This window comes from Shewanella gelidimarina, from assembly GCF_023283945.1.
GTDB lineage: Bacteria > Pseudomonadota > Gammaproteobacteria > Enterobacterales > Shewanellaceae > Shewanella > Shewanella gelidimarina.
In genome coordinates this window covers 68,696-93,224 of sequence record NZ_JAKIKW010000020.1, presented here as the reverse complement: position 1 = coordinate 93,224, position 24,529 = coordinate 68,696, and the positions used below count along the sequence as shown (strand labels likewise).

21 protein-coding genes are annotated in these 24,529 nt (G+C 42.3%); 17 read left to right on the top strand and 4 right to left on the bottom strand.

The genetic code is table 11. From position 1 onward, the window contains the following. Positions 1-14: 14 nt before the first annotated feature. Positions 15-320: an ArsR/SmtB family transcription factor gene (locus L2729_RS16265; RefSeq protein WP_248989199.1), complete on the top strand. Its 306-nt coding sequence runs from the start codon at positions 15-17 to the stop codon at positions 318-320. A gap of 76 nt (positions 321-396) precedes the next feature. On the opposite strand, the gene hemG is transcribed toward L2729_RS16265, so the two are convergent. The 4 genes from hemG to pepQ form a co-directional block, all read right to left on the bottom strand. Further along, entirely contained in the window at positions 397-924 is a 528-nt protein-coding gene (gene hemG, locus L2729_RS16260) for a menaquinone-dependent protoporphyrinogen IX dehydrogenase (protein ID WP_248989198.1), read from the bottom strand. Between the two features lie 109 nt (positions 925-1,033). Next, complete coding sequence (locus L2729_RS16255; RefSeq protein ID WP_248989197.1) at positions 1,034-2,491, bottom strand: TrkH family potassium uptake protein; 1,458 nt, start codon at positions 2,489-2,491, stop codon at positions 1,034-1,036. Positions 2,492-2,586: 95 nt separating this feature from the next. Further along, a complete protein-coding gene (locus tag L2729_RS16250; protein ID WP_248989196.1) occupies positions 2,587-3,204 on the bottom strand; it encodes a YigZ family protein in 618 nt (205 codons plus the stop codon). Between the two features lie 51 nt (positions 3,205-3,255). Next, positions 3,256-4,578, bottom strand: coding sequence for a Xaa-Pro dipeptidase (gene pepQ, locus L2729_RS16245; protein WP_248989195.1), 1,323 nt, complete (start codon positions 4,576-4,578; stop codon positions 3,256-3,258). A 919-nt stretch (positions 4,579-5,497) separates the two neighbouring features. Here pepQ and fadB point away from each other — a divergent pair. The 16 genes from fadB to L2729_RS16165 all read left to right on the top strand — a co-directional run bounded on the left by fadB (position 5,498) and on the right by L2729_RS16165 (position 24,322). Next, positions 5,498-7,651, top strand: a complete 2,154-nt coding sequence (gene fadB, locus L2729_RS16240; RefSeq protein WP_248989194.1) for a fatty acid oxidation complex subunit alpha FadB — start codon at positions 5,498-5,500, stop codon at positions 7,649-7,651. A gap of 18 nt (positions 7,652-7,669) precedes the next feature. Continuing rightward, entirely contained in the window at positions 7,670-8,833 is a 1,164-nt protein-coding gene (gene fadA, locus L2729_RS16235) for an acetyl-CoA C-acyltransferase FadA (RefSeq protein ID WP_101089016.1), read from the top strand. Positions 8,834-9,598: 765 nt separating this feature from the next. Continuing rightward, entirely contained in the window at positions 9,599-10,300 is a 702-nt protein-coding gene (locus tag L2729_RS16230; RefSeq protein ID WP_248989193.1) for a hypothetical protein, read from the top strand. Then, complete coding sequence (locus L2729_RS16225; protein ID WP_248989192.1) at positions 10,300-11,199, top strand: LPP20 family lipoprotein; 900 nt, start codon at positions 10,300-10,302, stop codon at positions 11,197-11,199. The genes L2729_RS16230 and L2729_RS16225 overlap by 1 nt, the downstream gene beginning before the upstream one ends. An 8-nt stretch (positions 11,200-11,207) precedes the next feature. Next, positions 11,208-12,335, top strand: coding sequence for a hypothetical protein (locus tag L2729_RS16220; protein WP_248989191.1), 1,128 nt, complete (start codon positions 11,208-11,210; stop codon positions 12,333-12,335). After that, a complete protein-coding gene (locus L2729_RS16215) occupies positions 12,332-13,699 on the top strand; it encodes a hypothetical protein (protein WP_248989190.1) in 1,368 nt (455 codons plus the stop codon). The genes L2729_RS16220 and L2729_RS16215 overlap by 4 nt, the downstream gene beginning before the upstream one ends. A gap of 10 nt (positions 13,700-13,709) precedes the next feature. Next, positions 13,710-15,002 carry a hypothetical protein gene (locus L2729_RS16210; protein WP_248989189.1) on the top strand — a complete coding sequence of 431 codons (1,293 nt, stop codon included), beginning with the start codon at positions 13,710-13,712 and terminating at the stop codon, positions 15,000-15,002. After that, positions 15,002-15,727: a hypothetical protein gene (locus L2729_RS16205; protein ID WP_248989188.1), complete on the top strand. Its 726-nt coding sequence runs from the start codon at positions 15,002-15,004 to the stop codon at positions 15,725-15,727. Before L2729_RS16210 ends, L2729_RS16205 begins: the two co-directional genes overlap by 1 nt. A gap of 56 nt (positions 15,728-15,783) precedes the next feature. Next, positions 15,784-16,578 carry an ETEC_3214 domain-containing protein gene (locus L2729_RS16200; RefSeq protein WP_248989187.1) on the top strand — a complete coding sequence of 265 codons (795 nt, stop codon included), beginning with the start codon at positions 15,784-15,786 and terminating at the stop codon, positions 16,576-16,578. 10 nt (positions 16,579-16,588) lie between these two features. Further along, positions 16,589-17,857: a transglycosylase SLT domain-containing protein gene (locus tag L2729_RS16195; RefSeq protein WP_248989186.1), complete on the top strand. Its 1,269-nt coding sequence runs from the start codon at positions 16,589-16,591 to the stop codon at positions 17,855-17,857. Then, positions 17,854-18,429, top strand: a complete 576-nt coding sequence (locus L2729_RS16190; protein ID WP_248989185.1) for an LPP20 family lipoprotein — start codon at positions 17,854-17,856, stop codon at positions 18,427-18,429. Before L2729_RS16195 ends, L2729_RS16190 begins: the two co-directional genes overlap by 4 nt. A 571-nt stretch (positions 18,430-19,000) precedes the next feature. Next, on the top strand, positions 19,001-19,462 hold the full coding sequence (locus L2729_RS16185) for a GNAT family N-acetyltransferase (RefSeq protein WP_248989184.1): 462 nt from the start codon (positions 19,001-19,003) through the stop codon (positions 19,460-19,462). Between the two features lie 30 nt (positions 19,463-19,492). Continuing rightward, positions 19,493-19,960, top strand: a complete 468-nt coding sequence (gene ybaK, locus L2729_RS16180; protein ID WP_248989183.1) for a Cys-tRNA(Pro) deacylase — start codon at positions 19,493-19,495, stop codon at positions 19,958-19,960. Between the two features lie 151 nt (positions 19,961-20,111). After that, the gene (gene tusA / locus L2729_RS16175) at positions 20,112-20,357 is read left to right on the top strand and encodes a sulfurtransferase TusA (RefSeq protein ID WP_101089008.1); all 246 of its coding nucleotides are present in this window, start codon (positions 20,112-20,114) and stop codon (positions 20,355-20,357) included. Positions 20,358-20,393: 36 nt separating this feature from the next. Continuing rightward, positions 20,394-20,831 (top strand): MOSC domain-containing protein, encoded by a 438-nt coding sequence (locus L2729_RS16170; protein WP_248989182.1) that lies wholly within the window; start codon positions 20,394-20,396, stop codon positions 20,829-20,831. Between the two features lie 287 nt (positions 20,832-21,118). Beyond that, positions 21,119-24,322 (top strand): amidohydrolase family protein, encoded by a 3,204-nt coding sequence (locus L2729_RS16165; RefSeq protein WP_248989181.1) that lies wholly within the window; start codon positions 21,119-21,121, stop codon positions 24,320-24,322. Positions 24,323-24,529: the final 207 nt, after the last annotated feature.

Below are 24,529 nucleotides of genomic sequence, written 5' to 3'. Positions count from 1 at the left end.
AAGAGAGTAACCGTATGCAAAAAGAAATCGATGCAAGTGCAATGGTGACTAATGCCGAGAACGCTGCAAAATGGCTAAAAGCAATCGCCAACCCATACCGGTTAATGATTTTGTGCTTACTGCTAGACAAAGAGCTAAGCGTAACCGAGTTAAATGCAACGGTCCCACTGAGCCAATCTGCATTATCACAGCATTTAGCCGTATTACGCTCTGAAGACTTGGTCACTACACGCAAGAGCTCTCAAGTGGTTTTTTATAGCTTAAAGAACGGAGAAGTGACCGAAGTCATCTCCATCTTATATCGTAAATATTGTGCTTAAGCTTATTTTAGACATAAAAAAGCCTGCGAGTGAGCAGGCCTTTTTATGTCATATAGAATTGAAACAGCAGTAACAATTAGCGCTCGGCAAAAGCACGGGCAAACTCATCCACTTTAGTCCAATCAGTAAATTCGAACGTACCACTGGTATCCGTCGGCCCTTTGGTCATCCACATAATAAAACGGATCATGGTCTTATCGAAGAGCCGATATTTAGGGTAATCAATTTTACCGGCAAACACGGCTAGTTGTTGCGGCTGCCACAATGAAAGCGCTAAAAACTTTTTCACGTAAGGATTAGTTTCAGGGGTATTTTTTTCAGGTTTTCTCGCCACTACATTAACCGTAAAAAAGGCATTTTTCTTCGCATCTAATACCGCATGGTGGCGATTTATAAATTGGTACAACTCTGGTCGATGTTTGCCATAGCGAATACTCGCGGCAACTAATATTTTGTCAAATTGAGCCAGGCCTAAGCTTTCCGCTTCATCTAATGATGCCAGCGTTACCGTCGCGCCAAGTTCTTGATTGATTTTCCTAACCTGCTCACAAATTGCTTTGGTTTGACCATCAACTGTCGAATAGATAACTAGTGTATTACTCATTAACGTCCTGCTATGTTCTGATTCAAATTATGGCAAAGTGCCACGACTAATTAATATAAAACTGAATAATTAAAGCTAGCTTAGTCGCGAACGTCGTGCTGTACTTTTTTTAGTTTTTCCAAAATGTCGGCGTAAACAAGATCAATAACGTAAAGACCTCTAAGCGACCAAATAACATGGCAAACAGCAGTACCCATTTTGCGCCATCACCAATGTTGGCATAGTTACTGGCCACCTCACCTAAGCCAGGACCCAAGTTATTTAAGCATGCCGCTGTCGCACTGAATGCGGTAATGGCATCCATCTCCATCGCCATTAAGATGAGCATGCACACCACAAAGACTAAGGCGTAGGCAGAGAAAAACCCCCACACTGCATCAATGACCCGATCGGGTAATGCTTTACCACCAATTCGAATCGAAAACATGCCACGTGGATGTACCAATCGCTTAAGCTCACGAGAACCTTGCAGCAGCAATAGAATCATTCTCATAACCTTAATACCGCCAGCTGTAGATCCACCACTGCCGCCAATGAAACTCGAAAAAATCAACAAAATCGGTAAAAACAGCGGCCAAGTATGAAAACTTTCAGTCCCAAAACCTGCGGTCGTAGACACTGATACAGCTTGAAAAAGTGCGTAATCGAGTGTTTCCTCAGCTGAGTCATAAATGCCAGAATGATACAGAGTCAAGAAACAGACCGTTGTTAACGCCAACTGAATGGCAATCAACGCCTTAAATTCAGCATCTTTGAAATAGACTTTGAGGTTGATCCCTCGACGTGAAAAAGCAGCAAAATGCAGGCTGAAATTTAGGGCTGCGATTAACAGAAAAACGACACAGACCATATTTATCGCGGGACTATCAAAATAGCCTATGCTGGCGTCATGGGTTGAGAAGCCGCCTATCGCAATGGTTGAAAACGAGTGACATATTGCATCAAATACATCCATACCCGCAGCCCAATAAGCCACGGCACATGCTACCGTTAATGCAAAATAAATATACCAAAGCGCCTTGGCTGTTTCAGCAATTCTCGGCGTCATCTTACTGTCTTTAACGGGCCCTGGTGTTTCGGCGCGATATAGCTGCATCCCTCCCACACCCAGCACAGGTAAAATAGCGACGGCGAGTACAATAATCCCCATTCCACCAAGCCACTGCAGTAAGTGTCGATAGAAAAGGATTGCTTTGGGGAGCGCGTCTAACCCGACGATAACGGTAGCCCCCGTTGTGGTTAACGCTGAGAAGGATTCAAAAAAACTATCGGTAAGGCTAAGGGAGGGTTGACCTGAGAAAATAAACGGCACGGCACCAATAGAGCCCAACACCACCCAGAAGAGCACCACTAACAGAAATCCCTCTCGGGTACGCAGATCTTTACGATGATGGCGGTTAGGATACCAAAGTGTAAACCCGAGTATAAGACACAAAACAAATGCCTGAATAAATGCCATGCCGCCACCATCTTTATAGATAACAGCAACAAGGGCTGGCGGAAGTAAAGACAAGGAAAACAATCCCATTAATAGGCCTGTTATTCTTATTATTGTTCTATATTGCATTCTATTCCATTGCTAGCGCATTTTTGCTCAAACGCATTTTCGCATACTTAGTGGTTTTGTTCACAACCGATTCACTTCCAGTAACAGTCATCCTATTAAGTAGACTTAAATACCGCAATCAACTGCCCTTGACTCATGGTTGCCAATTCTTGGTTCAAGTCCTTTTTAAAGCACTTGGGGATCGCAAATTGAATACAGATGTTGTCACTAAAGACTTTTTCTTCAATAACGACATCAAGCTGTGAAAAAAGATGTTCAACATCTTTCAACTGATGGTATCCACACACCAACAGGCCTGGGTAACGGATCTGTTTTAGCTGAGTCTCTAGTAAAGGTAGCCCTTTTTTAAGCCCCAAGCTATACGCGCGCACAAGTCCACCGACACCGAGTTTAGTACCACCAAAATAACGGATAACAACAGCACCGATCTCACCAATATTGGAGCCTTGTAGCGAAGCCAGCATAGGACGCCCCGCACTTCCTGACGGCTCACCGTCATCGCTAGAACCAATATTGATGCTGTCAGACGGTGCTCCGGCCACAAACGCATAACAATAATGGTTTGCCCCGGGGTACTTAATTTTTAATTGAGAGAGTTCACGTTTAAACTCTACAGCTGAACCGCAATGAAATACGCAGGAGATAAATCGGCTATGTTTTATCTCCTCCTCAATCAATAATTCGGCAGCTGGTATAAGATAACTCTCACTCAAAATAAACGACTCATTGAGGTTTCCAAGGTTAATTTAGGACTAGGTATAACGTTACCGATTAAGCCCAAAGTTTCGAGTCATATTTTCAGTACGGTCGCTATGCACGATCACGTTATCTTCAATACGTATCCCGCCAAAAGGACGCAATATATCAACCGTGTCCCAGTTTATCTGTTGCTGACGCTTATCTTGCTTCAACTCATTCAACAAAGAGTCGATAATATAAACACCGGGCTCAATCGTTAACACTTGGTTTTCAGCTAAAGTGCGAGTACAACGTAAAAATGGGTGCGCATCAGGGGAAGCAATATGAGTGCCTTTCTCATCCGCGAGGAATCCCCCCATATCATGAACCTGTAAACCAAGCATATGCCCTAGCCCATGAGGGAAAAAGACACTGGTGATCCCTTGCTCAACCAAACCATTTATATCACCTGAAACGATATCAAAATCAATCAGTATTTGCGCGAGTTTATGATGCGTTGCAACGTGTAAATCGGCGTAATTAACCCCGGGTTTCATCATAGTAATGATCTGCTGCTGCATTGTATCTATTGCGGTGATCAGATCATCGAAGATATTTTTTTCGAATGCGTAAGTTCGAGTGATATCTGACGCATAGCCATGAAAATTAGCCCCTGCATCAATCAAAAACGAGTGCCTATGTGCCGGTGTTGTTTGTTCAAGCGCGGTGTAATGTAATATCGCCGCATTTTCATTTAACGCCACAATACTACCGTATGGCACTTGGTTTTCACCTTGCGCGATAGCGCTGAGGTAGACCTGCAAGATTTCAAATTCGCTGGCGCCATTGTAAAAAGCCGTCTTTGCAGCTTGATGCCCAGTGACTGCGATATCGTTAGCCTTTCTCATACAGGCTAACTCATAGGCCGTTTTATTGGCTCTATGGTAGTTAAGGTAACTTAAGACTGAATCTGGATTACGTCTTGTAAACCCAAGTACATCAGCAACATCTAAATGCTCACCAATATAAGCCCAATCATCGATATCTTTTGGCAATAACTCTGCGACTTTATCGGCTTTGGTAAGGTATTTAATATCGACATGCTCAGCCCAAAAGTCCGTTGGTTTATCTGCAACTTTATGCCAGAAATCAACAGGACGATAAAAAATAAGGGTAGGCTTATCTCGACCGTTAACCACTAACCAAGAGTTGGGGTTATCGGTCACCGGTAACCAAGCTTTAAAATGAGGGTTCACCTTAAACGGATAGTCCATGTCATCTAAAAACTGTCGATGTAGTTGGCCAGAGTGGATCACTAGACCTGACAAGTTTTCACGAGAAGTGATATCAGCCACGCGGCGATTTAACTCGCTAATATGGTCACGATAAAGATGCGCTAACTGTTCCATGAGGGTTACCTTATTGTTATATAGTCTGGTATCGACGTTGGCTCAGTCTATCACAAGGTCGGTAAAACTCTAGATTTGTCACAGCAGGACTGTCCCGAAAAAGGCATGTTTACAGAGATGTATAAAGGTATCGGTAAAGGGATCGGTAAAGGGATCGGTAAAGGGATAATATTCATCCGGCATTAAAAGGCGTAGTGAAGTCTAAACTTAGTAAACTCCTCATTTTTAATGCATATAAGCATCGAGCATTCTGATTTACAGACTGCCCCCTTCATTTTGACTTTAATCCGCAAGTCGTCAATCGATATTGGCAGCTCAGCGTATTGACTGGCATATTCCAAATCATAGCGGTATAGCACTCTTACCTGAGCTGCGTTTTCAATGAAGTCTAGTGCCTATAGACTGGTCATTCTGCGCTTGGATTCAGCCCTATGGGCCTGAGCATTAAATACATACTCAGCAATCCCCTTAAATTTTTATTTTTTGGCTTAACTATTAGTAACTGCCTTTCACCAAAATCCACGTAAAGTTACTAGGTTAATAACAGAAAAAGTCGCGCTTTAATCACAGCAGCTCTAACCAGAGTGATTTACAAATGAGAAAGCGTACACACTGGTTTATTTAATAAAAAAATTTAGTACTTCAAACATTTCATGCCTATTTTAACACTATAGTTTTAGGTTAAAACAAGATACACACACGCCACAACCACAGTAAGTCATTGATATTAATCCATTAGCAGTAACGCGCAAGCAAAAACAAAACGGTCGTTTAAATTGGGTGTTGTAATTTAATGTGATTAGTCGCACACTGAGCAACAACTGGTCAAATGATGGCCGAAGCTGCTGTGAAGAAGAGAGTTATATTTACTCACAAAAGTAAGAGTGGATATTTAACTTAAGCTATAAGGAAGCAAGCAATGATCTACCAAAGCCCTACAATTGAGGTTGAGTTACTTGAGGACAATATCGCTCATTTGTGTTTTAACGCACAAGGTTCGGTCAATAAGTTCGATAGAGAAACCATCGACTCTTTAAATGCTGCACTCGACAGCATTAAGCAAAATAACAATATCAAAGGTTTAATGCTAACGTCAGCAAAATCTGCATTTATTGTTGGTGCTGACATTACTGAATTCTTGGGACTTTTTGCTGAAGAAGATTCAGTACTACTGTCTTGGTTGGAACAAGCTAATGTTGTTTTCAACAAATTGGAAGATCTGCCGTTCCCGACGATTTCAGCCATTAATGGATTTGCACTCGGCGCTGGATGTGAAACCATCCTAGCCACCGATTTCCGTGTTGCAGACACCACCGCTCGCATTGGTCTACCAGAAACTAAGTTAGGCATCATTCCAGGTTTTGGCGGCACTGTTCGCTTACCTCGCGTCGTCGGCGCAGACAATGCTCTTGAATGGATCACCTCAGGCAAAGATCAACGACCAGATGCCGCATTAAAAATTGGTGCTATCGATGCGCTTGTTGCACCAGAAAAACTGCAAAGTGCGGCACTTAGAATGTTGAAAGATGCCATCGCAGAAAAGCTCGATTGGCAGACGCGCCGAGCTAGAAAGCTAGCGCCACTCACGCTGCCAAAACTTGAAGCTATGATGTCATTTGCAACCGCTAAAGGCATGGTCTTTAAAGTTGCAGGTAAACACTACCCCGCGCCAATGGCTGTGGTCAGTGTTATCGAGCAAGCGGCACAATGCGATCGCGCTGCGGCACTAAAAATTGAACATCAAGCCTTCGTGAAACTCGCTAAAACCGAAGTGGCTCAAGCACTGATTGGTATTTTCCTAAACGACCAGTTGGTTAAAGGTAAAGCCAAGAAAGCAGGCAAGCTTGCTAAGAAAGTTAATTCAGCTGCAGTATTAGGGGCTGGGATCATGGGCGGGGGAATTGCTTACCAGAGTGCAAGTAAAGGCACCCCAATCGTGATGAAAGATATTGCGCAACCTGCGCTAGATTTAGGCCTTAATGAAGCATCTAAACTGCTAACCGCACAAGTTAAACGTGGCCGTTCTACCCCTGCTAAAATGGCAGTGGTACTCAACAACATCACCCCAACGCTGGATTACGCCCCCGTTAAAGCGGTAGATATTATTGTTGAAGCCGTTGTTGAGCATCCAAAAGTTAAATCGATGGTGCTAGCAGAAGTTGAGCAGCATGTTAGTGAAGATACGATCATCACTTCAAATACCTCGACGATCTCAATCAACCTACTTGCTAAGAGCCTTAAAAAGCCTGAGCGCTTCTGTGGCATGCACTTCTTTAACCCAGTGCACAAAATGCCTTTAGTAGAAATTATTCGCGGCGAAAACAGCTCTGAAGAAACGATTGCTTCTGTTGTTGCTTACGCCAGCAAGATGGGTAAAACCCCTATCGTTGTTAACGACTGCCCTGGTTTCTTCGTAAACCGTGTATTGTTTCCATATTTTGCAGGCTTCAGTGGCCTACTCGCTGATGGCGCAGACTTTGCGGCTATCGATAAAGTCATGGAGAAGCAGTTTGGCTGGCCTATGGGTCCTGCATACTTACTTGATGTTGTTGGCCTTGATACGGGCCACCATGCTCAAGCCGTTATGGCGGAAGGTTTCCCAGAGCGTATGGGTAAAACAGGTAAAGATGCCATTGACGTGATGTTTGAAGCTGAGCGTTTTGGTCAGAAGAACAACAAAGGCTTCTACCAATATTCGGTTGACCGTCGCGGTAAGCCAAAGAAAGATTTAGACCCAACGAGCTATGCGTTACTGCAAGCTGAGTTTGGCGAGAAGAAAGCATTTGAGTCAGATGAGATCATCGCTCGTACAATGATCCCAATGATTATCGAGACGGTACGCTGTCTTGAAGAAGGTATTATCGCTTCGCCTGCTGAAGCGGATATGGGCTTAGTTTATGGCCTTGGTTTCCCACCCTTTAGAGGCGGTGTATTCCGTTATCTAGATACTATGGGTGTTGCTAACTTTGTCGCTCTCGCTGACAAATATGCTCACCTAGGTGGCCTATATCAAGTAACCGACACTATGCGTGAACTCGCCGCCAACAATGGCAGCTACTACCAGCAGGCTTAAGCAGCAAGGATTAGAACAATGAAAAATGCCGTAATCGTAGATTGCATTCGTACTCCAATGGGCCGCTCAAAGGCTGGTGTATTTAGAAATGTACGTGCAGAAACTCTTTCTGCTGAACTCATGAAGTCACTGCTTGAGCGTAACCCTCAGCTTGACCCAAATACCATTGAAGATGTGCTTTGGGGTTGTGTACAACAAACTCTTGAGCAAGGCTTCAACATCGCCCGTAACGCCGCGCTACTTGCAGGTATTCCTAAGCAAGTCGGTGCAGTTACCATTAACCGCCTGTGTGGTTCATCAATGGATGCACTTCACCAAGCTGCCCGTGCAATTATGACAGGCCAAGGCGATACGTTTATCGTCGGTGGTGTTGAGCACATGGGCCACGTACCAATGAGCCATGGAGTGGATTTCCACCCAGGTCTTGCCAATAACGTCGCTAAAGCGTCGGGTATGATGGGCCTTACCGCTGAAATGCTCGGTAAAATGCACGGCATTACCCGTGAACAGCAAGATGCATTTGCAGTACGCTCACATCAACGTGCACAAGCTGCAACGGTTGAAGGTCGCTTCGCCAATGAAATCGTTGCCATTGAAGGTCACGACGCAGACGGCGCGCTGATTAAAGTTGAGCATGATGAAGTGATCCGCCCTGAAACATCAATGGAATCGCTCTCTGGACTACGCCCCGCTTTTGATCCTGTCAACGGCACAGTTACCGCAGGTACCTCATCTGCATTGTCTGATGGCGCATCTGCCATGTTGGTGATGGAAGAAGAGAAAGCCAAAGCGCTCGGTTTGCCTATTCGAGCGCGTATTCGTTCGATGGCGATTGCCGGTTGTGATGCCGCAATTATGGGTTACGGCCCAGTACCTGCAACTAAGAAAGCTCTGGCTCGCGCCGGGTTGACGGTTGACGACTTAGACGTTATTGAGCTCAACGAAGCCTTTGCTGCGCAGTCACTCCCTTGCGTTAAAGAGCTAGGTTTGATGGATGTTGTCGACGAGAAGATTAACCTTAACGGCGGCGCAATTGCATTGGGCCACCCACTAGGGTGTTCGGGCACGCGTATCTCAACGACTCTTATCAATCTAATGGAAGCAAAAGATGCAAAATATGGTCTTGCGACTATGTGTATTGGTTTAGGCCAAGGTATCGCAACTATATTTGAACGTCCGTAAGCTTCGATTGATAATAATTAATTAAATAATCGTTTAGCGATTTTATTAAGCCAGTTGGTGCTCCCGACTGGTTTTTTCATTCACATGGCTTTTGGGAGTATTCCTAAACTAAGGTGCGGCCGTAATCTGTTGTAAATCTTTATCGCCATGCTCAACGATTGATTGCATCATATGCTTTCAATCTCATGGTTTATTTCATATCCCATTATATTTCTAGAATAGGCGTCAACTACTAGCAATAAGCTTACGAGAGCCTTCACACCAATGCATCACCATAGATACCACTGGTTTGAGGCCTATATATACACGGACAGTTAGCGGGAAGGAGGAGTTATACTTGCTTATAAGAACTCTAATTTTATGTTTTATAATTATTTATTGTTTTAGCTTTAATTTAGTGAGTTACAAATGGCACTTATGTTTATTATTGGAGCACTATTGGTGAAGTGATTAGCTATCTATTAGTTTAATTTCGTTTTAACTTCCAATTTAGATATATATCCTGCAATTTCAAATTCTACATAATAGTTCCACTAAAAACACATGCCCCCCCACGCCCCCATGTTAACAAACGTCGTAACTTGATAAGCCTTTGCAAGGCTTTGTGCAAAACATGATATAGAACAGTATCTTCTGTTTTTTTATTGTTGTAGTATCAGCGCTTAGTTCAAGGAAGAGTTAAGCAAAATTTTAGGGGGAGATACTTTTTACAAAAGACTCTCTTTTAACCTTCCTTGATATTTTTAATATTAAAGGAGCTGTCTTGTGAAGAAAACCCTCATTAGCGCATTAATATGCGTCCCATTATTTACTGGTTGTGTATCTACATCTGATGACGCTGCAGCAACGCTTGACCGTAATCAAGCGGTGTCTGAATTGACTGTAAAAATGGATGAATTAGGCTACAGTCCTGTTACTATTCAACCTGGCGTCGATGAGTTCCTTAATATGGCAGCAGCGATATTAGAACGCCAGCGTAACGTTATTGGTGAGTACAGAAAGCAAACTGAAAACTATACAGATGTGCAAGCATTTTTATATTCATACCGGGGAGCAACTCCTGAAGCACTTCAACTCGCTATTGATAAGTTTGATGCTGGTGCAAAAACAGAAGATGAAAAAATTGGCCATAAAATAGATGTTTATACCAAAGCCAATGAAAATGTTTATGACCAAAATATAGAACTGACAACAACTTTGGCTCTAGAAATCGCAGAGTCTGCTTATATATTATCAGAGCATAGTACAGAGGTAGCAAAAGCTACTGCTGCCAATTTAGGTGGTTCAGTATTCGGCTCTCTTCTCAGTGATGAAAAAGAAGAAGATCCTAAAGACCTAGGTAATGCATTACTCAAAGCGAAAGATCAATTATCTCTAGCACTAGAAGCTAATGATATTATTGATTTAGAGCTCGCGACTATTGATGCTGTTAAGCAGTTACAACAAGAGCAGGAAGCTAAAAGCTAATGATTAAAAGCCTATTTGCCTTTTTGGCAATTGCTTTTAGTTCTTCTGTATATGCTTGGCCTGAGTGGGTGACTCATACTCCTCAATATGATGATTTTATTGTTGGAGTTGGGACTGGCAGCGATCGTATCGCTGCCAGAGATGCAGCCTTAAGTGAGATAGTGGCACAATTAAGTGTTGATTATCGCGTTGAACAAACTCAGACCTTAAGCACTAATAATAGCCATACAGAAACTAATTTTAAGCAATCTAGCCAGATGAATAGCTTGCCTTTTACTCTTGAAGGCGTGCAGGAGTTAAAGGCTGCACAATTAGATAACGAAAGTGCATTATTGCTTGGAATTAAAAAATCCACACTAATAGCAAACTTAGAAAATGAGTTGGCTGTAGTGTCTCGCTTGTCAAAGCCCCCTTCACTGCCAACCCAAAAATTCATATGGGCGCTTCACTATGGTGAAACGCTTGAACTTGCTAACAAGCGCTTAAGAGTACTCAATTTACTCGGTGGCGAAAATGCAGAAGTATCTCATCAACTTGAGTCATTTCAACGTGAAAGACGTCATGCACTAGATGCCATTTCTTGCAAAGTGATCGCCAGTAATGAATTAACCACTATTAAATCGGCATTAAGTCTCTCGCTACCTCAAAGTGGTAATACTGAGTTATGGGTAAAAGCTAACCTCAAATGGAAACATGCCAAAAGAGGCTCCCAACGCCAAGCACAAGCCAACTTGCAACTCACTATTACAGAAACAGAGTCACCGTTTAGAGTATTGCATCAACGTCATTTAGTGGCTGAAGGCACAGGCTCTAGCACTGCAATGGCTAAATCTGCTGCATTACAACGGATAGAGACACAAGTACAAGCCCCTATCAGTAAATGGATGTTCGATAATTAGGATTTGTTATGAAATTAGTAAAACATATTACACTATCTTTACTCACTGTGGCCTTACTGGCTAGTTGTCAGAGTGATAAAGCAGTGCAAACTAAAATGACAAAAGTAAGTAATCGCGCATCAAATGCGGAGATAGCAAAAAGTGCTTACGAATTCAGTGATAGTGATATTCGCGTACCTTCATATTTTGATACTCAAGGCTTAAATCTTTGTAGCTTCGATGCTAACAATGAAAACGAAGGCTGCCCGCTGAAGAAACCCGTTGTACGTATGTACTTTGATGTAGCCAGAGTTAAGGGTGAGGGAGAAGGAGTGGAAGCGTTAAGCTCCTTTGAAGATCAGCAATTGTTATTGATGTTAGAAAACCAGTTTGCTGGTATTAACCGTTTTCGAATTGTTACTCGTGATGACGCAGTCGTATCAAAAGAACAGCAAATATACCTTGAACAGCAAGGGGCTAAAGCGTTAGCAGAAAGAGTCAGCCAGCAACAGGTTCTTAAACCTGATTATATTGTTAAGTTAGATTCTGTTCGAACAGTCAAAAATGAAGGCAGCATTACCAGTTGGATGGACTACACGTTAGAACTCACTAGCTCGGTATTAAATCCTTATACTCGCGAAAAATTATCCCACCCTAATTTAGGTAAAATCAGAGTTAAATCTGAAGATGTCCGTGAGCGTTCTGAGCTCAAATATATTAAGGCTAGTAACCGTTATGTGAGTGGCTTCAGATACTTTGACACTGCTCATGTGAACGCTGTTATCAATGATATGGCGTCTCGAGGAATAGATATTTTATTAACACGCATGCTTACCGAAATGCCTGCAACTACACAAGTTATGGGAATTAAAGGCAATCAATTAAGTTTAGACCGCGGTCAAAATGCGGGTGTTTTACCTAACGAAACCATGATCGTATTCAGTTATGAAGGTGGATTTGTGGAACCTATCTGTGTGGCAAATGTAACTCCGTCAGCCAACAGCTCTATCGGTGAAATTATTCGTTGGAAAGATAATGACTTAGCTGATGAAATCAAAGATAAAGCTGAGAATGGTATTTATCGTCCAGATTCAAATATTAAGGTCTTTGCCGTATCTGTCGGCACGCCTCAGGGATTTTTGGAGAAGCGTACATGAGAACAATAGGGTTGAGTTTATTAGCCTTATTATCCACACCGTTGGCCGCCGAGGTTAAGGTGTTGTCTGATGCAACCATGCAAACGACAGCCTGTGCTTATGGTCGTGGAAGTGTGGCTGTTTCAAGTGCTAGAGCACTCGCTGCAGTGGAGCTAGCAGCTTTTATTAAAGGCAACAAAATTTTAGCTATAACTGATAATAAGACAACGGTAGAAACTTCATTAAGTAAAAAGAATGCAAGTCTCTATGAGCAACAGCGAAGTTATCTGTTAGAAGGGCTGAATATGGACGCTATTCCACTATCAACGTCTTCACCAACCCTTAGCGGCAATGATACTTGTGTCACTGTTAGTTTGTCTTTAAAAGATTTAGCTGAGCCTACATCCCAAGGTTGGGAAGAAGATACTCAAAACATAAGCGTAACTGTATCCGGTGAAGGTTGGCCTAAAAATGGCCGTTCAGCCCGCCATTATGCAGAAATGGATGCCTTGCAGAGAGCAGTTTCACAGGTTGTTGGCGTCTGGTTGACGCAACAACATAGTCAATCATCACAGTTAAATTTACAGGTGTTGAATGATGATGAAACCACTCAAATGCAAGAGATTATAGGGCAACAACTGTCCAGCCATAGTGAAGGCTTAGTTAAGGAGTGGCAGACCTTAGATAGCAAAGCTATGGATAATCATGGCTTGCAAGTGACCGTACATGCTGTTGTAGAAAAATCGCCTCTAGTTCAGCAAGCTTCGCAACTCCTGTCTGTGATTGGTTCTCCAAGGGTTAAAGTGGTTGCACCAGAACCGCTAAAAACAGAGTTAACGTTATGGCTCAGTGAGCAAGGTGTTGAGGTCGCTAATACTGCTAGTTTAGTGGTATTAGCTGATGCTGCTCTAGCAAACACTGGAGAAACTAGTCGTTTGCACCTAAGTGTTAATGTTCAAGATTTAAGCGGCAATATCTATGGCGCTTGGAAAAATAATCCTGCGTTATTAGCTTTACCCCACAGCCAACGAGTTGAGCAAGACTTAATGTCTGTTCATCTTGCTCATGAACAACAAGCCAGAAATTTAAAGCAATCTTTGCAAAAAGCATTTACGCAAGTTGTTGCTCGTGGCGGTCTAGTGAGACAAATTTGGTTGCCTCAATCAAAAATAAAACAGCCCGAAAAACTACAAGCCTTGTTGAGTACGTTAGGTGGGGTGTCTGATGTATCCATAGAACAAAAAGATAAAAACATTGTTGCCAGTCTTAGGTTTAAGGGCGCGACTGGCGAGCTAGCAGACGCCATAAATCAAGCTTTAACAACAAGAAACAGCGGACTATCCGCTATTAGTATCGAAAATGATTTTACTCTTAGATATAGGTAAGGAAACTGTTTTGAAATTAAACTTATTTACATTGGCATTAGCGCTATCTATGCCAGTTATGGCCAATGATGCTTTTGATTTGACCGATATGATCCCCGCTAGACCAGGTGTTGAACTGGCAAACACTGAGCAAGTGGTTATTAAGGGAGATGCCATTGTTGGTGATGATGCAAATTTGGCTATTGCGGTGGCACATAAAGCATTAATTGATAGTGATGACGATGGCGTAAAAATGATTCAAGTTGGTAGTGGTACTGGGATCTTATCTATCGGCAGCATTAGCTACACCACCTATGACAATATCAATGCAACGCTGCTGTCTAAACGGGGGGCTTATAACCAAGCATACTTAATTGCCAAAAAGCAGTTAATAGAAAATATGAAAGGGGTTGAGCATCAGTGTAGCAACCTAGTGTCTGTCAGTATGGATGTTATCGATACCGGAGTAGAGAGTGTCGCTAATACACAAAACAAAATGACAGAAGCGTGTAAAGAGTCAGTTTCTGGCTCATTAGCTGGATTTGTGACATTCGATGTATATGACAATGCAGAGTCGAAAAATGTTCGGGTCAGTCTAATTTCTACACCAAAGACTCGTGCACAAGTACGGAAACAGCACGGAGCTGTAGCAGTCACAACCGATCCGAATAGTATTTTCAAACAAGTTATTACTGATATTCGTGGTGGTGTTTTACCTCCTGTAGGAGCCAAAATACTTACTCATGCAGACTCTGGTGAAGTCATCGTTATGGGTTATGGATCAGCCATTATTAGACAAAATAAAAACAAGACTATCGCTAATAAGTTACGCGGTGCCGCAAAGTCACAATCGCAGACTCGTGCACGCGACGCTTTGCTGGCAACAATGCAAGGTGAAAAAGTGTATTGGCAAGGTAGTTTTGACGAAAAACAGATGGAAGGCTCTTCTCAATTTCAATATGACGACCCTTCTATGCAAGATCCTAATCAGGTAAAAGTGCTTGATGATGATCGAGATACTTTTATGAGCCAACTTAAAATGTCAGATGATTACTCAACACTGGCCAAAGGTAAGCTACCAGCTGGTGTTAGTGTCAAAAGCTTTAGCAGTGCGGATGGATATTGGCAATACAGTGTTGCCGTATATGCGCCGAGCTTGGAAGCAACAGCAAAAAAAGCGGCTAAAGAGATGCAAGTTGGTGGTAGTAGCCTAAATGCTAGCGATAATTCAGGCGGCAAAATTAGAGTTGTCGGTGGCGTAAATGATAACAGCGCTAACCCAGAAACTGCATCGGGCAAAGTCTCGAGCACCGAGGAGCTTTGATGCTGTCAGCCTTTTTGGCTATCTCTGTTTTATTGAGCGCTATTACGACTGATGCATCAGGAATAATCAAAGAACAAAGTGCTTTCTTTGCTAGCGAAGTGAGTGTTGATGGCGCAAAAGTTGTTGCGCTAAAAACACTTTCAAGTAGTGCATTGAAAGCTGCGTGTCGACGGGCTCTAACGTTACCTCAGCGTATGAGCATACGCTCTGAACTTGCAGTATTAACTGCGAAAAATATCCCTCAACATTTGAGTTTTATTGATGCGAACATTACGGGATATAGACAAACTCCATTTGAAAATGGTGTCAATTGTGTCGGCAAGGTTAGTGTTGTTGATGCCTCATATAATCAGGCGGGGCTTGCATTAATAACGGCATGGTGGGCGGCAGAACAAGGTGATATGAAGTTACTACGTGCAATGCTAAAAGTATCTTTACAGCATGCGAGAACTCAAGCCGATTCGGTCGCACTCATCGCTAGCCAAACAGACTCTAAATCAGGATTAGCTTATTTAGATAAACATTTACACCCAGCAGAGCTAACCCTTGACCATGCAAAACTGGCCGTTGGACAAATATGGTTAGATAGCAAGAAATTTGAAGCCGTTATCGGCTTAATTTCATCTTGTCATGAACCTTTATGTCAGCAGTTACTTACTCAGGCTGAGGAAAGGTTACAGCAAATAGAAATTGAGCAAGCTAATGATTTAAGTAGCTACTTTTAGCCTGCGTGGACTAAAAATTACATGCGACAGAACCAAAGGGATAAAAGGATACCCGTATGAGTGTTCAAGATATTTTGCGAAAAAGTGAAGTCAATGCTGATGGTACGCCGAAAAAGAAAGGTTTCTTTGCTCGGTTGGCTTCAGGTTTCTTATTATTGATGGTGATATTGATGGGGTTAGGTAATTGGGCTGATACTAAGCAACTGCTTACAGAGGCCTATCAAGCGTTCATTACGAATTTTACACATCAAATCGAAAATAATAGAGTCGCCTCTTTAGATATTGGTAATTACCTACAGTTTGCTCAAAAAAGTGTAGGTATTCCTCAGGTTATCAAGGCCTCTAATTTAGATCCAACAATAGAGTATCGCTATTATAAAGATCCCAAATATTTGCTGACGTTAATTAATAAAGATCAGCGAATAGTGGGCATTGTACTGCATAGTTTACAACAGAATAACTCTATTATTTCTGAGTTCACTCCAATGGTGCCGTTCACCGATAATCTCCTTAAAGTAAACAGCATTGCTGATATCACATTAGATTCAAATTTATTTTTCTATGACTATCAGAATATTAGTTATTACTTGCAATCTAAGGAGCTAGGACCACAAGGAATGTTTTTGAATTTGTTGGCAGGGTTTACTGAATATGAACAGGTCCAACCCAATGCATTTTCTATGTTGAATGAGCTTGAACACGCAACATTAGATGGGAACTCTGCCGATGTCAGTGCACTGACTCAAAAGTTAGCTACTTATCCGGCTAACTTTTATGCCATTTCTGAAATACCACCTGAATACATTGCTGATTCATTGCTAACAAAGCATGAGTTTAAAGCTTACTTCTAAGGATATAGTCATGCGTAAATTAATACTAGCAGTGATATTTCTCCCCTCTTTAGTGCATGCTACAGATGCATCTTTTGATGAATTTAAAAAGGACTGGCAAGAGCAACAACAGAACCATATTCAACAGCAACAGCAGGAATATGATGCGTTTAGAACAGAGTATTTGTCAGATTACGATAAATTTCGTGGTCAACTCTTACAGAACTGGGCTGTACCGGTACAAAGTTCAATGGATCAGCAGATTGTTTATAGTGGCGATTTACAAAGTCGAGTTATTGTTGATGAAGAAGCACAAACTTTAACTATTGAGCAGCTTGATACCAATGTGCCATTTGAGCCTGAAGCTGTGATAACTGAGTTACTCGATGAAGGAAATGCTGCACCTGTACTTCAAGTCATAATAGACAATGAGGAGTCAGTAAAAAAGTTACAGCAATCCACTCCAACAATAAGTGCACAGCCTAAAGTGGCTGTAAGTGAGAAAGTGTTAGAGCAGCAAATTGTAGTGCAATATGAGCAAGTATTTAATAGTCTTGATGCCGATGAAACAATTACAGAGTCAGAGGTTAAAGCTAAAAAAGAAGTACTAGAGAAGCAGCAAAAAGTAAGAGTTGAAAACCTTGTCAAGCAGGTCGATAAAGTTAAAACACAGGATGTAAAGTATAAGAATATTAAGTCCTATACTATCGCTTTACCTGAAGATTATCTTTATAGGAAAGCATCTCCTTTTTTAGACTCATTTAGTAAACAAGCAAGTGATCATCAACAAGAGCTTGCACTGTTACTTGCTATTTCACATGCTGAATCGTCATTTAACCCACAAGCAAAATCGCATATTCCCGCTTTTGGTTTAATGCAGATTGTCCCGCGTTCTGCAGGAATGGATGTGGCCAATAAATTGCTAAAGCAATCGGCAGCACCGACAGCGAATGAACTTTACCAGCCTGAGACAAACATTCTCTATGGTGCGGGTTATCTTTCTATATTATCTGATCGTTACCTAAAGGGGATTAAAGACCCTAAGAGCCAGAAATACTGTGTGATAGCTGCATACAATACGGGTGCTGGTAACGTTGCAAAGGCATTTAATGGCGGAAATAGCCGTAATGTTAAGCAGGCATTAGTAAAAATAAATGCGATGTCTAGTGAGCAAGTTTATCAGACATTACTTAAACGTTTACCCTATTCGGAAACTAAGAAGTACCTTAAGAAAGTTCGTAAATTAGAAGAGCAATATCACTCAAAATTACCCACATGGAATGGAAATAGTAAATTATGATGAAAAGACACTTAATGGTCGCTAGCGCTCTCCTTTTAGGGGCATGTAGTAGTACTCAGGAACCACAATCGACACCATTATCTGAAAATGACAGTATCCCTAGTTGGGTATTGATGCCTACGCATGAAACTGGGTTGGCCTCTTCTAGTTGTGTATTGTGGAGTGGTAATATGGCCGCTAGTCGAGCACTAGCCATTGCTAATGCAAGAGCTGATCTGGCGACACAAATTAATACTAAAGCTAAGGTGATGGATAAGTTCGTTAACCAACAGACTCAAGAAAATGAAATGAGCAATACTAGCTCAAGCTTTTCTCAAGTCAGTAAACAAATTGCAGAGCAAAGCTTAATAGGAGCAGTGCCGAAAGAAGTCGCTTTTGCTCGCATTGATGACAAAAAGCAATTGTGTGTACTCGTGGTTATGGAAAACACCAAACCACTGTTCGATAAATTGCTTCAACAATCAGGCAAAACGTTAAACCCTAATGATGAAGCAGTACTTTACTCTGAGTTTAAAACCCAAAAGGCGATGGAGGAGTTAGAAGCTGAGCTTTCTAAGTCTAAAAAACTATAAAGTGAATTCATCTAGCACTAAAATAGGTTGACGATTTTTATTAAGCCAGTTGGTGTTCCCAACTGGCTTTTTCGTGCTTCTCATTTAAGGGGTTCATTCCTAAACTAAGATACGCTCGGGATTGACTTAAATCCCCTTAGATTCTTTGACTGCGACATCAAACCCTCCATTTTTCGGCAGAAGCAAAGTAAAAAGTCATGTTTTCTAGCCGCTAAAGGGCCGAACTTCGGCATTGAATATAGTAGATATATTGAATATTTTCATAGGTTAACCCACCTTTTTTCTACTTGGCTGAAATGTGCAATCACGCTGTGCACTTTTTTATTGATTGAACCTGAATGTTGCAAAGGTAAGCTTCCTAAGCTTGGTCAACTTAGCGAAATTTAAGTAAAAGTTCTAACTTATAATAGAACAGATATAACCTCCCAAAATTGAGTATTATTTATCTTTCAATTGGGTGTATTGATCTGTTTTCGATATAAAAAACCATACTCTCGATCTGTTTGACTCGACACTACATAAGTAATTGTTAAATTAAAGTAGCATTAATGACTCAAGGAGTTCAGCGTAGATGCAGCTGTTTTTACTCGCAGAAAAGCCACAAGCAATACACCTGATAGCGACATGGTATAGCAATGAGTGGGGGTATATAGGTGATGGTCGTAGCGTTGATGAGCTTGAACTAAAGCTTAAAGAGTATCTTAATCACGATAAGCTACCGCTTATGATGGTGGCATTTGATAAAGGTACATTCATCGGAGCGGCGCAACTGCGCTTTCATGAAATGGACATCTATCCTGAGCGTGAACATTGGCTTGGCGGTGTTTACGTTGCAGCATCATCTCGCGGTATGGGTGTAGGTAAAGCGCTCGTTGAAGCCATTATCGAGAAAGCTAAAGCGTTAGGCGTAACAAGTATTAACCTACAAACAGAAGATATCTCTGGTGGCCTTTATCGCAGCCTGGGCTGGCAAACAGTAGAACAAGTGACTTATCACGGTATTGATGTATTAGTTATGGAAAAATCACTTTAAAGTTAACTACAGTCCACACTAGGTTATAAAATGACACCAGCCATAGACTTGCTCGTTAAGCACAATATTACACATCAAGTTCATGAGTATAAACATGACCCTGCATGCCAAGCATATGGGTTAGAAGCAGCCGAAAAGATCGGAGTCCCAATCGGTTTGGTCTTTAAAACCTTAGTGGTGAAGCTAGACGGCAAACAGCTTGCTGTGGCGATTATTCCGGTCGCGGATAAGCTCAGCTTAAAAGCTATCGCCAAGGCAAGCAAAGCTAAAAAAGCGGTTATGGCTGAGGCTATCGAAGTTCAGCGTAGCTCTGGCTATGTATTAGGCGGCGTTAGCCCTTTAGCCCAAAAACGGCAGCTATTCACCATCATTGATAGTAGCTGTGCACAACTGGCTCAAATGTACGTTAGTGGCGGACGTCGCGGGTTAGATATCGAGATAGCACCAACCGACTTACAGCGATTACTCAATGCCGATATCACCTCAATAACAGCCTAACATAGGATTATAATCCTTAAAGATGTTCCACGTGGAACCTACCGCTTTCAGCAAATAAATCCAAGTTCACAAAATCTGGCGACAAGCTTGGATATACCCATCCGCTGGAGTAATATTAGCCTCTTCTGTTTAATCGTTCTGCTGAGGTAATATGAGCGACCAATTTAATACTGCACAACACCAACTCGACGCTTTAGGGCTAAGATGCCCTGAACCCGTGATGATGGTGCGTAAGTCAGTTAGACGCATGAACAATGGTGAAACTTTATTGATCATTGCTGATGACCCAGCCACGACTCGTGACATCCCTAGCTTTTGTGAATTCATGGACCACACTCTCATTGCGAGTCAAACAGAAGCAACCCCTTATCAATATTTGATAAAGAAAGGCTTATAAGCTTAATGAACTGAAACGGACATAAGGATTTTTCCGATGGCAAAGCTAATTGGTATTGCATATAAAACAGAAAAACGTGGCGAGATGATAACGGTAGAACATGCAGCCGTGACTCAAGCCAAGGGTGTTGAAAATGACATCTTTGGCCGTCCAGGTAAGCGTCAAGTGACCGTAATGTCTATCGAGCAGTGGCAACTGGCCTGTAATGATGTTGATAAACGCCTTCCTTGGTTTACCCGCAGAGCCAACATTCTAGTCGAAGGCATTACGTTTTCTGCAGAAGATAAAGGCAAGCAACTTGTCATCGGTGAACTCACCTTAGAGATAACAGGTGAAACAGATCCCTGTAAAAAAATGGAAATCGCCTACCCCGGTTTAGAAAAAGCACTGCAGCCAGATTGGCGCGGCGGAGTCACTTGCCGTGTAATGACTGGCGCCAGCATTACCATCAATGATTCAGTTTCGTTAAATTAGCATAACAACTCCTATTTTGAGATGGCCGCTTTAGATAAAAGTAAAGCGGTTGCCGCCCCCTTGAAACATCCCATTAGATCATTCAATTCAACTTCATCTACTCAACAAAACCCAACTTGCCCATATTCCAATTTACTGTGCTGCACTGTCCAGCAGATCTTAACTAATTGAAACAGTATTTCTGTTTTACTGTTAACGAATTTATGCGATAACAGTTATCGCAGTAGACTCTACTTGTAACCAATACTGCCAACTCCTGAACAATTACAACAAAAAATAGGACAAGCATGTTAAAAAATAAGCTTACCCCTCTATATGCAGCAATTGCACTTAGCTTCAGTATCCCCGTCGTCGCCGAAGAAGAAGACAAAAAAACATGGCAAGTGAATGCACCTGCTAATGCACCACTTCAGCAAGTTAAGATTGAGGTTAATGAAGGCACTTGGATGAATATCAATGTCAGCCCTGACGGTAAACACATCGTGTTTGATCTACTCGGAGATATCTACCAGATACCTGTCGACGGTGGCGACGCAATACCGTTAGCCAAAGGTATCGCTTGGCAGATGCAGCCTGTCTATAGCCCTGATGGAAAGTATATTGCGTTTACCTCTGATGAAGATGGCGGCGACAACATCTGGATTATGGAAGCTGACGGTAGCAACCCTCGCGCAGTCACAGAGGAAACATTCCGCCTGCTTAACAGCCCTGCATGGAGTCCTGACGGACAATACTTAGTTGCACGTAAACATTATACGGGTAGCCGCAGTTTAGGCGCTGGCGAAGTCTGGATGTACCACGTTGCGGGTGGTGAAGGCGTTAAATTAACAGAAAGACCGAATGAACAAAAAGATCTAGGCGAACCCGCATACTCGCCTGATGGCCGTTACATCTACTTTAGCCAAGACGCTACTCCAGGGAAGACCTTTCACTATTCTAAAGATTCAGTGAAGGGCATCTATAAAATCAAACGTTACGATACGCAAACTGGCGATATCGAAGTCATTGTCCAAGGCACTGGCGGCGCAATCCGTCCAACTCCAAGTCCTGATGGTGAAAAGCTGGCTTATATCAAACGCGATGGCTTCCAGTCATCTCTGTATCTGCTCGACTTGAAGTCAGGTAAAACAGAAAAACTTTATGGCGAACTAGATCGCGATATGCAAGAAACCTGGGCTATTCATGGTGTATACCCAACCATGAGTTGGACCGCTGACAACGAAGACATCGTATTCTGGGCTAACGGTAAAATTAACAAACTCGAAGTCGAGTCTAAGACTGTTGTACAGATCCCTTTCAGCGTGAAGTCAGAACGCACCGTACAACCTGCCGTTCGCTTTCAACAAGATCTCGATAAAGATGTCTTCGATGTGAAGATGTTGAGAATGGCTCAAGTCTCACCTGATGGAAAAAAAGTGGCTTTTGAAGCACTCGGTAAGATCTGGGTTAAAAGCCTACCAGATGGAAAAATGGAGCGCTTAACAAAACTAGACAGTGAACTTCGCGAACTATTTCCACAATGGTCTAGAGATGGCAAGAGTATTGTCTTCACCACTTGGGATGACCAAGAACAAGGAACAGTGAGTCTAGCAACGGTGCGTAATAAACGCGTCAAAGTACTCACTGAAGAGCCTGGTAAATATGTAGAACCTACCTTTTCACCCGATGGTGAAACCGTCGTTTATCGCAAGGCCAAAGGTGGCTATATCACCCCCAAAACCTGGTCGCAGGAAACAGGCCTTTACCAAGTTGATGTGGATGGCGATAAAAATACCAAGATCACAGCTTCAGGTTACCAACCGCAATTCGGCGCAGATAACCAACGCGTCTACTTTATGGAGAGTGACGAAACACCGCAGTTGGCATCAATTGGCTTAAATGGATTTGAAAAGCGAGTCCATTACACCAGTAAGCATGCAACTGAATTTAGAGTTTCCCCCGACGGTAAGCAACTCGCGTTTGCCGAGCGCTTTAGGGTTTATGTTACCCCTTTTGCTAAACATGGAGAAACGGTTGAAATTGGACCCAAGGCGAGTAATTTACCCGTCACTCAACTCAGTGTTCGCGCTGGTGAAAGCATTAGCTGGAACAACGCTAACGACCAAATTTATTGGACGCTTGGCCCCGAGCTTTACCAAGTTAAAGTGGATACTCAATATAAAGAAACTGCGGCGGCTGATGAAACCAAGGTCGAGCCAGAGATTACCGATCTAGGCTTTACTAAAAAAGCTGATGTTCCACGTGGAACAATTGCTTTTGTTGGCGGCAACATTATCACTATGGAGAATGATGAAGTCATCGAAAATGGCACTGTTATCGTCAAAGATAACCATATTGTCAGTGTCGGTCCTGCATCTATAATCGATATTCCAAGTGATGCCAAGGTCATCGACATTAAAGGCAAGACACTAATGCCTGGTTTGTTTGACGCCCATGCACACGGAGCTCAAGGTGAAAGTGAAATTATCCCACAGCAGAACTGGGAACTTTACTCGAACTTATCTCTTGGTGTGACCGCGATTCATGATCCATCAAACGATACTACCGAAATTTTTGCCGCATCGGAGCAGCAAAAAGCAGGTAACATCGCTGGACCCCGTATTTTCTCTACCGGCACCATTTTATATGGAGCCAATGCACCAGGTTATACATCACATATCGATTCGTTAGACGATGCGAAATTTCACTTGGAGCGCCTAAAGAAAGTCGGTGCTTTTAGCGTAAAAAGCTATAACCAACCGCGTCGAAACCAACGTCAACAAGTTATCGCCGCAGCCCGCGAACTTGAGATGATGGTCGTTCCTGAAGGTGGTAGTTTGCTGCAACATAACCTCACTATGATTGCAGACGGCCACACAGGTATTGAGCACTCTTTGCCAGCGGCTAATATCTATAGCGATATAAAGCAGTTCTGGAGTCAAACCGATGTGGGTTACACACCGACACTCGTTGTGGCTTATGGTGGTATCTCAGGTGAAAACTACTGGTACGACAAAACTGATGTTTGGGCTCACCCACGTTTATCGATGTATGTACCTTCGGACATTTTGAATGCGCGTTCAATGCGTCGCCCCACTGCACCCTATGAACATTACAATCATTTCAATGTTGCACGTGTAGCCAATGAATTGAACGAAATAGGTGTTAAGTCAAACATTGGTGCCCATGGTCAGCGTGAAGGTTTAGCAGCCCATTGGGAAATGTGGATGTTCGCTCAAGGTGGAATGAGTAATCTTGAAGTGTTAAAAACAGCAACCATTAATCCGGCTAAGCACTTTGCCATGGATCATCAAATTGGTTCAATCAAGCAAGGCAAGTTGGCCGACTTAATTGTTATCGACGGCAATCCGCTTGAAGATATCCGTGTAACAGATCGCGTCACTTATACCATGGTTAACGGTAAGCTCTACAATGCCGAAACCATGGACCAGTTAAATGGCGGTTCAAAAAATAATGGAAAAGAGAGAAAACCATTCTTTTTTGAAAAATAGATTCTATTTTTAATTTTGTAATCTGGCTAACTTAGCTCTGGATTTTTAGTTTCATGAAAATTTATTTTTGAAACAAAAATAGAGGTTTTAAGCCAGTAACCAAAAAGGATGTTCCACGTGGAACATCCTTTTTTAGATTCCACGATCAAACATTAGCAAACCCTAAACTTAAACGACTATTTTCAACCTTAGCTCTTTCCTAAAATC